The sequence below is a fragment of the Tsuneonella suprasediminis genome, from assembly GCF_003605755.1.
Lineage (GTDB): Bacteria > Pseudomonadota > Alphaproteobacteria > Sphingomonadales > Sphingomonadaceae > Tsuneonella > Tsuneonella suprasediminis.
Map to the genome: position 1 here is coordinate 83,066 of NZ_RAHJ01000017.1, position 12,748 is coordinate 95,813.

13 protein-coding genes are annotated in these 12,748 nt (G+C 62.8%); 7 read left to right on the plus strand and 6 right to left on the minus strand.

Translation table 11 applies throughout. From position 1 onward, the window contains the following. Positions 1-7: 7 nt before the first annotated feature. Both D6858_RS05900 and D6858_RS05905 read right to left on the minus strand, forming a co-directional pair. Positions 8-673, minus strand: a complete 666-nt coding sequence (locus D6858_RS05900) for a glutathione S-transferase family protein (protein WP_120108224.1) — start codon at positions 671-673, stop codon at positions 8-10. 2 nt (positions 674-675) lie between these two features. Next, positions 676-1,140 carry a VOC family protein gene (locus D6858_RS05905; RefSeq protein WP_120108226.1) on the minus strand — a complete coding sequence of 155 codons (465 nt, stop codon included), beginning with the start codon at positions 1,138-1,140 and terminating at the stop codon, positions 676-678. A 63-nt stretch (positions 1,141-1,203) separates the two neighbouring features. Here D6858_RS05905 and D6858_RS15965 point away from each other — a divergent pair, with 63 nt between their 5' ends. The 5 genes from D6858_RS15965 (at position 1,204) to D6858_RS05930 (ending at position 6,122) form a co-directional block, all read left to right on the plus strand. After that, entirely contained in the window at positions 1,204-1,902 is a 699-nt protein-coding gene (locus D6858_RS15965; RefSeq protein WP_205664890.1) for a winged helix-turn-helix transcriptional regulator, read from the plus strand. A 131-nt stretch (positions 1,903-2,033) separates the two neighbouring features. After that, entirely contained in the window at positions 2,034-3,020 is a 987-nt protein-coding gene (gene cobS / locus D6858_RS05915) for a cobaltochelatase subunit CobS (protein ID WP_120108228.1), read from the plus strand. Positions 3,021-3,038: 18 nt separating this feature from the next. Then, on the plus strand, positions 3,039-3,584 hold the full coding sequence (locus D6858_RS05920) for a hypothetical protein (protein ID WP_133305249.1): 546 nt from the start codon (positions 3,039-3,041) through the stop codon (positions 3,582-3,584). 5 nt (positions 3,585-3,589) lie between these two features. Beyond that, entirely contained in the window at positions 3,590-3,790 is a 201-nt protein-coding gene (locus tag D6858_RS15780) for a hypothetical protein (protein WP_120108234.1), read from the plus strand. Between the two features lie 79 nt (positions 3,791-3,869). Continuing rightward, positions 3,870-6,122: a transglycosylase domain-containing protein gene (locus tag D6858_RS05930; RefSeq protein ID WP_120108237.1), complete on the plus strand. Its 2,253-nt coding sequence runs from the start codon at positions 3,870-3,872 to the stop codon at positions 6,120-6,122. 941 nt (positions 6,123-7,063) lie between these two features. On the opposite strand, the gene D6858_RS05935 is transcribed toward D6858_RS05930, so the two are convergent. The 4 genes from D6858_RS05935 to D6858_RS05950 all read right to left on the minus strand — a co-directional run bounded on the left by D6858_RS05935 (position 7,064) and on the right by D6858_RS05950 (position 10,345). Further along, positions 7,064-7,459: a PaaI family thioesterase gene (locus D6858_RS05935; RefSeq protein ID WP_120108240.1), complete on the minus strand. Its 396-nt coding sequence runs from the start codon at positions 7,457-7,459 to the stop codon at positions 7,064-7,066. Then, a complete protein-coding gene (locus tag D6858_RS05940) occupies positions 7,444-7,908 on the minus strand; it encodes a PaaI family thioesterase (protein ID WP_120108243.1) in 465 nt (154 codons plus the stop codon). The genes D6858_RS05935 and D6858_RS05940 overlap by 16 nt, the downstream gene beginning before the upstream one ends. A 173-nt stretch (positions 7,909-8,081) precedes the next feature. Beyond that, positions 8,082-8,303, minus strand: coding sequence for a hypothetical protein (locus D6858_RS05945; RefSeq protein ID WP_120108246.1), 222 nt, complete (start codon positions 8,301-8,303; stop codon positions 8,082-8,084). Positions 8,304-8,680: 377 nt separating this feature from the next. Next, positions 8,681-10,345, minus strand: coding sequence for an amidohydrolase (locus D6858_RS05950; RefSeq protein ID WP_120108249.1), 1,665 nt, complete (start codon positions 10,343-10,345; stop codon positions 8,681-8,683). Between the two features lie 88 nt (positions 10,346-10,433). Here D6858_RS05950 and D6858_RS05955 point away from each other — a divergent pair, with 88 nt between their 5' ends. Both D6858_RS05955 and D6858_RS05960 read left to right on the plus strand, forming a co-directional pair. Next, positions 10,434-11,684 (plus strand): threonine ammonia-lyase, encoded by a 1,251-nt coding sequence (locus tag D6858_RS05955; RefSeq protein ID WP_120108252.1) that lies wholly within the window; start codon positions 10,434-10,436, stop codon positions 11,682-11,684. A 220-nt stretch (positions 11,685-11,904) separates the two neighbouring features. After that, positions 11,905-12,747, plus strand: coding sequence for an arginyltransferase (locus D6858_RS05960; protein ID WP_120108255.1), 843 nt, complete (start codon positions 11,905-11,907; stop codon positions 12,745-12,747). The last annotated feature ends 1 nt before the right edge of the window (position 12,748 follow it).

Here is a 12,748-nt window from a genome sequence, read left to right on the forward strand (position 1 = left end):
ACTCGCCTTATTCCGGCGGGGAGTTGCTGGCGAACGGGGCCAGTTGATCGGCCATCGCCTGGGCGAAAGCGGGGCGTGCGACAGCGCGTTCGAGATAGGCCGACAGCGCCGGGTAGGGATCGAGCGAAATATTGCTGGCGATGTCCCGCAAAACCGTCACCATCGCAATGTCAGCGATGGAAAAATCGCCTGCAATCCAATCACTTGCCTCCATATATCGCTCCACCGGAGCGAGGCGACCGGCGATCTGTTTTTCCAGCGAAGGGCGGCGCAGTGGGGCCCATTCTTCTCCGGCGGAGAAGAAAGCCACACGCGCCATCTCAAATGCCATTGGTTCCAGAGAGTTAAGCGCCGCGAACAGCCACGAAACAACCCGCGCCCGCGCCGCCGGATCGCGCGGCAGCAGCGCCTCGCTCTTTTCGCCAAGGTGCATCAGGCAGGCACCGCTTTCGAACACCGTGATTTCGCCGTCGCGCAGCACCGGAACCTGGCCCCACGGCTGTTCGGCAAAGTACCATTCGGGCCGCTTCACCGCGCTGATAAGTCGCTCGGAATACGGCAGTTTTGCCTCTTCACAAGCCCACCGCAAGCGCAAGTCGCGCACGTATCCCTGAGCGAATTTCGGCACCCATTCGAAGGCAGTGATCTCCAGTTCGGCGGCAGGGTCGATCATTGTCACTTTACACCTTCTTCACCACTATATGATTCGTCTAAGTCATTGAATTCATGTGGCCCTTTTTCAGCAGCCACCGGGTCCATCCAGAACAGTTCCCAGTCGTGCCCGTCGGGGTCTTCGAAGCTGCGACTGTACATGAATCCAAAGTCTTGCGGCGGATTGCTGTCAGGTGTTCCACCCGCATCCGCGACCCGCGCCAGCGTCTCGTCCACCGCATCGCGGCTTTCGCATGTCACCGCATAGATTGCCGAACTCTCCCGATAGGGGTCGGAATTGACCTTATGAGAGAACTGTCTGAATTTTTCGGGTGTCAACAGCATCACATGGATCGTTTCGCTCAGCGTCATTCCCGCCGCGGTATCGTCAGTGAACCTGGGTTCGTTGACGAACCCTATGGAAGAATAGAACTTTTTGGCGCGCTCCAGATCGGACACGCGCAGGTTCACAAAAATCATCCGGGCCATACCGCTCTCCTCAGGCGAATCGGTTCTTGCGATTGGTGCGACAAGTAGTTACTTATTACAACCATGAAGTCACAAAAAGTAACTCAGACCGTTTCGGAGCCACGACGGGCCGAACATGGCCGCTGGTATGCCGATGGCTGCGGGGCTGCCTTCGCGCTGGAAATTCTGGGCGAGCGATGGGCGATGCTGATCGTGCGCGAGCTGATGCTGGGGCCGCGGCGGTTTTCGCAACTGCGGGCCAGCTTGCCCAAAATCAGCGCGCGGGTGCTGACCGAACGGCTGGAGAGTCTGGAACGGCACCAAGTGGTCGCGCGGCAGGAGATTGATGAGCCGGTGCCTGCCCGGTTCTACGCATTAACCGAATGGGGCAGGGCCGCCGAACCGGCGATCCTGGCGCTGTGCCGCTGGGGCCTGTCGGCGCGGGCGCACGATCCCGCCATCGGCGTGTCGCCGGTGGCGGCGGTGCTGTCGCTCAAGGCGAATTACACCGGCGCCAACGGGGGCGATCCGATCACCGTGGGGCTGGAGATCGGCGATGCCCGGTTCGTGGCCCGGCTGGGCGAGACGATGGAGGTGGAGCGGGGCGATCCGGCAGAGGCGCAGATCGTGCTGTCCGCCGAACAGCCATTACCGATTCTGGCGGCGTTTTACCGCAAGACCGGGCTGAGCAATCTGGCCGGATCGTTGCACGCGCGGGGTGACATTGCCGCGGCACAGGCGGCGATTGCCCGGTTCGCATTTCCCGAGAGGTTAACGCCATAAACCCGTGGGTGCCGTAGCGGGAGCGGGCGGCGGGCAGGGCGACATCGGCATGGGCTTTAAACGCTGACAGGAAAATTGCCCGCGTATCCCGCTTGCGGCCTGCCGCGCCCGCGTCTAGTCACCCCGGCGATATGAGCGAAAACCTCGACACCAGTAACAAGACTGTCCTGCCCGCACCGGATATCGAAGTCAGCGTTCGCGAGACGTTCGGTATCGATATCGACTGGACGGTTCCTGCCTTCAGCGAAGCCGATCCGCGCGTGCCCGATCTGGACGAAAACTATGTTTTCGATCCTGATACCACGCTGGCCATTCTGGCCGGATTCGCGCACGATCGCCGGGTGATGGTGCAGGGGTATCACGGCACGGGTAAATCGACCCATATCGAACAGGTTGCCGCGCGGCTGAAATGGCCGTGCGTCCGCATTAACCTCGACGCGCATATCAGCCGTATCGATCTGGTCGGGCGCGATGCCATCGTGCTGCGCGACGGGTTGCAGGTCACCGAATTCCGCGAAGGTCTGCTGCCGTGGGCGTTGCAGCACCCCGTCGCGCTGGTGTTCGACGAATACGACGCGGGCCGCCCCGACGTGATGTTCGTGATCCAGCGCGTGCTGGAACAGCAGGGCAAGCTGACGCTGCTCGATCAGAACCGCGTGATCCGCCCCGATCCGTATTTCCGCCTGTTCGCCACGGCCAACACCGTGGGGCTGGGCGACACCAGCGGGCTGTATCACGGGACGCAGGCCATCAATCAGGGCCAGATGGACCGCTGGAACATCGTCGTCGGCCTCAACTATCTGCCTACGGAAACCGAACAGGAAATCGTCGGCGCGAAAAATCCCGACACCGATCCCAAAGTGATCGCCGATATGATCAAGGTCGCGGACCTTACGCGACAGGGTTTCATCAACGGCGATATCTCCACGGTGATGAGCCCGCGTACCGTCATCACATGGGCGCAGAACGCGGCCATTTTCGGTGATGTCGGCTTCGCCTTCCGCCTGTCGTTCCTCAACAAATGCGACGAAGCGGAACGGGTGCTGGTGGCAGAATATTACCAGCGCGTGTTCGGTGTGGACTTGCCCGAAAGCGTGGTCGGCTCCAACCACGGGTGAGGTTGAGGGGCGAGCGAGATGTCCCTGCCAAATGAATATATCGCTGCGTTAAGGCCACTGGCCGAGGCATTTTCGGCTTACGAGACAGAAACAGGGCAAACACCGGTTTTGGTGGGCGGAGCTGCGGCCGCGATCCATACCAATGGCAATTTCATGTCCGCAGATTTCGATGTCGTGGCCGGCAATGACGATGCCTTTGCACGGGCAATGCGCGCCGCAGGATTTCTCGATGACGAGATGGCCATTCACGGTAAAGGTGGATGGTATCACCCCGCTCACCCCCAATTCGGGGTGGAGCAGGTTTCCGGGGACTTTTTCGACGGGCGCGCGGCCCGGTCGCGGTGTCTGCGGCTAACGGTGAAGAGAGATGCCGCTGTGGTACTGCCGTCTGTCGAAGACATGATTGCAGATCGGTTGGGTCAGCATGAGATTGCCGCGGGCGATCCATCCATGCTTCAACAGGCGTTGGCGCTTTTCAGGCTGTCTGAGGGTTTAGACCTTGATTACCTACATCGGCGTATAACCGAAGAGGGTGGAAATCCGGCCCATCTGAGACTATCTTAAACTTTATGAAGACGCTCGATCTTAATCGCTATCTCGATAGCATTCAGGCGCGGAAGGCTAAGTTGGAGCGCGTGGGCGCGTTTCCTGACGCTGAGGTGTGCCGCAATAGTGGTGCGCGTCGTAGCGCTGGCAAGCGGGCTGCGTTGAAGCGGGCGGATACGCGGGCGATGGCTGCGGGTATTGCGCCGGTTTCCGGGAATTACTGACACGGCCTGCCCGGTTCTCTGTCCACCTCCGTCATTCCCATCTAGGCTTGGCTGTATTGTTCTGTTAACACAGTCGGCCATGTGGCCATTCGATTCATCGAAGAAACGCGATCGGGCCTCTGCGGAGGAGGCGGGGCATCGCGGGTATTTCGCGGTGCACGATGCCTATGGCGACGGCGGGTACGACGATGACGGATATGACGACGCCCCCTATCGCAACGACCGATACCGCAACCAGCGTTACAGCGATTCCTATATCGACGACGACCGGTTCGACGACTGGGACCGGCGGCTCGACCGCTCTGGTCCGTTGCCGCAGGAACATGAGGCGCCTTCGCACCGCCGGGGCAAGCGGTGGTGGGCGGTGCGGATCGTGGCGGGGATGCTGGCGCTGTTCATGGTGCTGGTCGCATGGCTGGCGGTGACAGCGCCGCTCTCCAAATCGTTGCAGCCGATTGCCCCGCCGCAGCTTACTCTGCTGGCGTCGGACGGCACGCCGATTGCCCGCAACGGGGCCAATATCGATAAGCCGGTGGAGATCGCCCGCTTGCCCGATTACGTGCCGCAATCGTTTGTCGCTATCGAAGACCGGCGGTTCTACGATCACTGGGGCGTCGATCCGCGTGGGATCGCGCGTGCGGCATGGTCGAACCTGACCAGCGACCGCACACAGGGCGGCAGCACGATCACGCAGCAGCTCGCCAAATTCACTTTCCTGACTCCGAAACAGACGCTGACGCGCAAGGCGCGCGAAATGCTGATCGCGTTCTGGCTGGAGGCGTGGCTGACCAAGGATCAGATCCTCGAACGCTATCTCTCCAACGCCTATTTCGGGGACAATGCCTATGGTTTGCGGGCGGCGTCGATGCATTATTTCTCGCGCCAGCCGGAGGATCTGACGCGGGCGCAGGCGGCGATGCTGGCCGGGCTGGTGCAGGCGCCATCGGCCTATGCCCCGACGAAGCACTATGAGCGCGCGGCCAACCGGATGAAGATGGTGGTCGCCGCGCAAGTCGACGCGGGATATATCACCCCCGCGCAGGCGGCAGAGATGCGCCCGCCGCGGCTGAAAGTGCACAATGCGCCCGATCTGCCCACCGGCACCTATTTCGCGGACTGGGCGCTGCCGCAGGCCCGCGCGCTGACCGAAGCCAGCTATGCCCGGCAAACGCTGACCACGACGCTCGATTCGCGGTTGCAGGCGATTGCCCGGCGGGTGGTGGCCCGCGCGCCGGTGGGCGATGCGCAAGTCGCGCTGGTGGCGATGCGGCCCAACGGCGAAGTGGTGGCGATGATCGGCGGCAAGGATTACGCCAGCACTCCGTTCAACCGCGCGACACAGGCGCAGCGGCAACCGGGATCGACCTTCAAACTGTTTGTCTATCTGGCGGCGTTGCGGAGCGGGATGTCGCCCGGCGACCGGATCGCCAACACTCCGATCACCGAAGGCAGCTATCGCCCGCAGAACGCCAGCGGGAAGTATTCGCCTACGATCACGCTGGAAGATGCATTCGCCCATTCCAGCAATGTCGCGGCAGTGCGGCTGTTCCAGCTTGTCGGCAGCGACAAAGTGATCGAAACCGCGCGCGAACTGGGGATGACCGGCCCGATGGCAGAGGGCGATCCCAGTCTGGCGCTGGGCACCGCATCCACCAATCTGCTGCAACTCACCGCCGCCTATGCCGGGGTGGCGCAGAATGAATTTCCCGTGCTGCCCCGCGCCTTCGCCACGCCCGACGAAGGGTGGCTGGCGCGCGCATGGCGGTGGGGCAACAGCCACAGTCTCTCTGCATCGACGCACAAGCAAATGGAACAATTGCTGCGCGCGGCGATCAATCGCGGCACCGGGCGCGCGGCGACGCTGGCGATCCCCAATTATGGCAAGACCGGCACCACGCAGGATAACCGCGACGCGCTGTTCGTCGGCTATGCCGGGGATCTGGTGGTGGGCGTGTGGATCGGCAACGACGATAACAGCCCGCTGAAGGGGATTCACGGCGGCGGCGTCCCCGCGCGCATCTGGCGCGATTTCATGGTGCAGGCACAACGCGGCGCCGCCGCGCCCAGGCGCGCCCCGCAACCCACTGCCAGCGCCGATCCGGGCGGGCCGGTGGAACCGATGGACATCCCCGATCTGCGCGACTTGCCGGTGGGCGATGGCAACACCCGGCTCAATGTCGAGGACGGCGGCGCGACTGTCTCCACTCAGGTAGGCGGGGTGCCGGTGGACTTGCGGATCAACCGCGATGGCCTGCAAGTGACACCGGGGCCGGGTGCTTCATCGCCCACGCCCGCGCCGACCGCCGCGCCTGCGGAACCTGTGGGGAATTAGGCGGCGGCTGGCAGCTTGCGGAAGTGGTGGGGCATAGCGCGTTCCTCCGGCCGCAATTACAACGTCACCCCGGCCTCCGAGAAGGGGTCCAGCTTCTTGAGGCGCAGCGCTGGAAGAAAAGCGGGGCCCCGGATCAGGTCCGGGGCGACGTGATACGGGGTGCGGCGTCACCCGCCCGCCATCCCCTCGTCATTGCGAGGAGCCGCAGGCGACGTGGCAATCCATGGCGCGGGGTTTGCCTTTACCGCAACCGCTGCGATGGGATGGGGCGTCGGGTGGGAGATTGTCACACGAAGGCACGAAGGCACGGAGAGGGTTTGGTTTGGAGTAGGGGCCGCATTGCCGATGGCTGGCCGATGCTGCCACGCCTCCCCATCCTCGTCATTGCGAGGAGCCGCAGGCGACGTGGCAATCCATAGCGCGGGGTTTGCCTTTACCGCAACCGCTGCGATGGGATGGGGCGTCGGGTGGGAGATTGTCACACGAAGGCACGAAGGCACGGAGTGGGTTTGGTTTGGAGTAGGGGCCGCACTGCCGATGGCTGGCCGATGCTGTCACGCATCCCCATCCTCGTCATTGCGAGGAGCCGCAGGCGACGTGGCAATCCATGGTGCGGGGTTTGCCTCCATCACGGCCGCCGCGATGGGCGGAACCGTTTGCTTCACTGCATTCGCAATGACGGGTTGGTGGGGTGCCCGAAGCGCTGAATGCCGCGATTGGCAATCGCCGGGGGGCGGTTTCGCGGGATACTGGCGATTGCTCCCCGGTGAGGCAGGAGCGAAATCTCCCCCCAACGTCACCCCGGCCCCCGAGCCGGGGTCCAGCTTCTTGAGGCGCAACGCCGGAAGAACAACGGGGCCCCGGATCAGGTCCGGGGAGACGGTGAGGGGCGGTGCCCTGTGGTTAAGACCACGCAGCACACCTGCCCAAAAAACGCCCCGCTATTCCTCGTCCACGATCAGCACGTTCATCGTCGCCATCGCGATCAGCTTTTCCGTATCGCTCTGCCATGCTTCGACCACCAGATTGGCGTTGCGGCGGCCGAGGCGGACGATGCGGGCGCGGGCATTGCTGGTCTGTGGCAATCCGGCGGAGAGGTATTCGACGGTGATATTGATCGGTTTCAGCGCGGCATCGCGGCCCAGTTCGCGCAGCCGCTGGCGTAGCGCGGCGTAGCCTGCGGTTTCCAGCAGGCCCGCCGTCGCCCCGCCGTGGAACGCGCCGGGGCGCCCCTCCACATCGCTGGAAAAATCGATCTGCAACAGCGGCGCGCCATCGCTTTCCCCAGCCACGCGAATGCCCAGCGAGCGGGCGTATGCGGTCAGGAGGCTTTCCATCGCACGTCCCCCTTGGTTGGCCGGATCACCATGAACACCCCGGCGACGTGCGCGATCGGATCGTCGATATCGCCATCGTGGGCGATACCGTTGACGAAGATTGCAGAGCGGGTGCGGCGGTAGCAACGGACGCGGCCGAACACCGATGCATGTTCGCGCGCGGGCCGGTTGTAATCGACCCGCAGGTCGAGTGTGGCGATCTGCACGAATGTGCCCGCTGCGGTCCAGATGGCCATGCCCGATGCCATATCGACCAGGCTGATAATCGGGCCGGATGCGAGCACCGGGCGGCGTTCGTCACCCAGCAGATCGGCGCGCCAGGGCAGTTCCAGTTCCACCCAGTCTTCGCCGTGGTCGCTGTATCGCAGGCCCAGCCATCCGGTGTGGCTGCGCTGAAAAGCCGCAGATGCCATGACCTGCGGATCGAATTTGTCGGGGTATCGGTCCATCGCGAAACGGGGTGCCGGGTTGGGGGTGGGATGACAAGGGCTTATTGCCATGCGCGATCGGGTTCGGCGCTGCGCCAGTGTGCCACGCACATGGTCCCGCGGCAGATTTCCGCCAGACAATAAAAAACGGGGCCCGAAAGCCCCGTTTCTCGCTTCATTAAAGAAGTCAGCGACTACGGGCTGACCGGGGTGTCGTCACCACCGTCAACGGCGATAACGATACCTGCGATGATCGCAGCAACAGCGAGAACTGCGAGAACGAGCGAGCCGCCCGACAGTTCGCTGGCATCCTTCGACGGAGCCGAAGCGCGATCAGCGTTAGCAGCCTGAGCGGCCACAGGTGCGGTCACGAGAGTCGCAGCCGCTGCAGCGGCGGCGAGGTTACGGAACTTCATTCTGCAATCTCCTTAGATGAAGCGATTCAAATTTGGTCGGAAGGTTCCCTATGCCAATCACTATACACAGGCAACCTTGAATTCCGGGCAGTAAACTCATTTTACGGATAATTCACGCCCCGGAAAACCACAATAATTCAGCTCATTCCTCTCAAGTACTTCGGTATTTTGCCATGCTTCCCCGTGAGTGTGGCAGGAATGCCATAGCGCGCCAGAAATTCTTCAGAAGAACCCCATTTGACCATTCAAACATCAATTGCGCGGGTCGGTTCCCGATATCGGGCGCTTCCCCTCACAAAATCACCAGCTGTGGCGATTATGCCATCTGGGTAACCCGCTATAGTTACATTTTGGTAAAGGTCCTGAGCCTAACGGCCTTATTTCGCGGAATAGACGCGTTCGCCGCCCACCCATGTTTCCTGCACTTTGGTGGCGCGGATATCCGCCGGGCTGGCCATCAGCGGATCGCGGTCGACGATCACGAAATCGGCCCATTCGCCGGGCTTCAGTTCGCCAAAGCGCCCTTCGGCAAACCCGGCCCATGCGCCGCCCGATGTGTAGGCCGCCAGCGCAGCCTCCCGCGTGATGGCTTCCTGTGGCATCCACCCGCCGAACGGCTGGCCATCGGCATCGGTGCGGCTGATCGCGGCGGCGATCCCGGCGAATGCGTCGGGCGCTTCCACCGGGGCATCGGAGCCGAACGCCAGATGGCCCCCGGCCGCGGCGATCGATCGCCATGCATAGGCCCCCGCCAGCCGGTCCGGCCCCAGCCGCGCCTCTGCCATGATCCGGTCGGATGTCTGGTGCGTCGGCTGCATCGATGCGACGATCCCGTATTTGCCGAACCGCGCGATATCCGACGGACTGACGATCTGCGCGTGTTCGATCCGCCAGCGCCGGTCGCCCTTGTACGTATCGGTCATTTCGGCAATCGCATCCAGCACTTCGGCATTGGCGGCATCCCCGATCGAATGGACCGCCACCTGAAATTTATCGAGCGCGGCGCGGCTCATCATATTACGCAGCTGTGCCCCGGTCATCAGCGGCAGACCGGTGTTGCCCGCATCGTCGGCATAGGGCTGCTTCAGCCACGCGCCGCGCGAACCCAGTGCCCCGTCGAGGTAGAGCTTCACACCGTTCAGCCGCAGCTTGTCCTTATACAGCCACGGGGTCGGGCCGGGGCCGCCGATCAGCGCCATCGCATCGATGCCCGATGCATAGGACATGATCCGCATCCGCAGCCAGCCGAGGTCGCCCGCACGGCGAAAGCTCTGCCAGTCTTCGATTCTGGTGCCCATGTCGGCGGCGGCGGTCACCCCTTTCGACAGCAGCAGTTCCTGCGCCTTTGCCAGCGCCAGATCGCGATCTTCGGGGCGCGGAGCGGGCACGACCGCGTCGAACAGCGCGGTGGCCCGGTCCACGAATACCCCGGCGGGGGTTTTGCCACCGGCGACCCGTTCGATCCGCCCGCCTGCCGGATTGGCGGTTTTGGCGGTGATCCCGGCAGCCGCCATCGCGGCGCTGTTGGCCCACACGGCATGGCCATCGACCCGTTCGAGCAGCACCGGCCGGTCGGGCACGGCAGCGTCGAGTTCGGCGGCGGTGGGGAACCGGCCAAGGCCCCAGTTGACCTGATTCCACCCGCCGCCGACAATCCAGCGCCGGTCGGGGTGTTTGGCGGCATAGGCGCGGATTTTCGCCTGCGCTTCGGCCAGTGACTTCGTATCGCTGAGGTCGATTGTGAGCTGGGCAAAGCCAAGCCCCATCATGTGCAGGTGCGAATCGATCAGGCCGGGGATGACATAGGCCCCGTTGCCATCGACCGCGAAATCGGTGCGCTTGGGCCGCTTGTCTTTCCGGTCGAGCAATTGCTTCACCCGCCCGTCATCATCGATCCACATCGCAGTGAAGCGGGTGACTTTGCCGTCGCGATCGACAGAAATTCCCTGAATGTTTTCAATCAGCGTATCGGCCTGAGCGACCGGGGCGAGAGCGGCCGCAAGCGCGGCGAGGGCAATTGCAAAAGGACGAACGATAGTCATGGCCCCCCAATAGCGCGTTTTTCGCACATGCAAATGCAAACAAGCCGTGTTCCCCCCGCGCGCGTTATGCCCTAGGGCGCGCGCCATCATGAACGAAAGCAACACCGCAATCGCCCCGGCAGACGACCTGCCCCTGACCATCGAAGATGTCCGCGCCGCCGCCGAACGAATTAGCGGCGCTGTCGTGCGGACCCCGATGATGCATTCGATTACTCTGTCGGAAATTTGCGGCGCGGAAATCTGGCTCAAGTTCGAAAACCTGCAATTTACCGCCGCATATAAGGAACGCGGCGCTCTCAATGCTCTGCTGCAACTGACCGATGAACAACGCGCCAAAGGCGTGATCGCCGCATCGGCGGGCAACCATTCGCAAGGGCTCAGCTATCACGGGCGCCGGCTGGGCGTGCCGGTGACGATCGTCATGCCGCGCACCACGCCCACGGTGAAAGTGATGCAGACCGAAAGCGTCGGTGGCAAAGTCGTGCAGGAAGGGGAAACTTTCGACGAAGCCTATGCCCATGCCCGCAAGCTGGAGCAGGAACTGGGCCTGACGTTCGTACACCCGTTCGACGATCCGAAAGTCGCCGCGGGGCAGGGCACAGTCGCGCTGGAAATGCTGGAGGACCGGCCCGATCTCGATTGCCTGGTCGTGCCCATCGGCGGCGGCGGGCTGATTTCGGGCATGGCGACCGTCGCAAAGGCGACCGACCCGAACATCGAAGTCGTCGGTGTGCAGGCCGCGCTGTTTCCGTCGATGTATGCGAAGATCAACGGGCACGAGATGGAATGCGGCGGCGATACGCTGGCCGAAGGGATCGCAGTGAAGGCACCCGGCGAATTCACGTCGCAAGTGATCGCCAAGCGGGTGGACGAAATCCTGCTGGTGGACGAAGGCACGCTGGAACGCGCGGTCAGCCTGCTGTTGCAGATCGAAAAGACCGTGGTGGAAGGGGCGGGCGCTGCCGGTCTGGCCGCGGTCCTGTCGCACCCCGAACGCTTCGCCGGTCGCAAGATCGGGCTGGTACTGTGCGGCGGCAACATCGACACCCGCCTGCTGGCGAACGTCCTGCTGCGCGATCTGGCGCGGTCGGGCCGTCTCGCCCGGTTGCGGATCACATTGCAGGATCGCCCCGGCGCGCTGTTCAAGGTGATGCGCGAATTCGATGCGCACAATGTCAATATCATCGAAATCTATCACCAGCGCATCTTCACCACGCTGCCTGCCAAGGGGCTGATTACCGATATCGAATGCGAGGCGCGCGATGGCGAACAGATCAGCGAACTGATCGCCTGTCTGCGGGCCAAGGGATATTCGGTCAGCCCGGTCGAGCTGAACTGAGCGGGGGTTCGGGGGTTCGATCCGCCGAATTATCTGCGGGATTTGCGGGAACAGAGAATCGCCGGGCACCTTCGCCCGGCGATTTTCAGCGGTGATTCGCTATTTCCTGTGCAATAAGTCCTTGTTAACCAAGATAGATGGTTAAGACTCTTTTACCGTGGCCATCGGCGGGGCATAACCCCTCCCGTCATTTCACTCCAAAGAGAGCGCAGCACTCACCGTGACGGCACCGGTCAGATTCCCCCGCTTCTTCGTGACGAGCCCCGCTCCGTGTCCCTATCTGGAAGGGCGGAGCGAGCGCAAGGTTTTCACCGAACTCAAAGGGCCGCATGCCGACCAGTTGAACGAAGCGCTTGGCCGGATCGGTTTTCGCCGCAGCCAGACAGTGGCCTATCGCCCCAGCTGTACCGATTGTCAGGCGTGCATTTCGGTGCGGATTCCGGCCGCCGATTTCTGCCCGTCGAATGCACAGAAGCGGACCCTGAAACGAAATTCCGACCTGATCGCAACCGAATGCCGCCCGTGGGCGACTTCGGAACAATTCGAACTGTTGCGGAAATACCTCGCTTCGCGCCATCCGGGCGGCGGAATGGCGGCGATGGATGATATTGATTATGCCGACATGGTAGAGCATACGCCGGTAACAAGTAGTGTTATAGAATACAGGGAGCCCGCGATTGGGTCGCAGGCGGGCCGCCTGGTAGGCGCCTGTCTGACCGATCGTCAGGGCGACGGGTTGTCGATGATTTATTCGTTCTACGACCCGGAATATAAGGTGCGATCCGGGCTTGGTAATTACATCATCCTCGACCACATCCGGCGGGCCGCGGCCGAACGGCTCGGATTTGTGTACCTCGGCTATTGGGTCGAAGGGTCGGACCGGATGCAATACAAGGTGCGTTATCGTCCACTCGAACTGCTTGAACGCGATGGCTGGCGGCGACTCGATCGGGCAGAGCAGGACGCGCTCATTGCCCGCGCAGTGGCTGCTCCCCCGCGTGACGATGCCCGTGCCAGCGCCGCGAAAGACGCCGCGCTGCCGCAAGTGGGCTTCGCACAGTAGC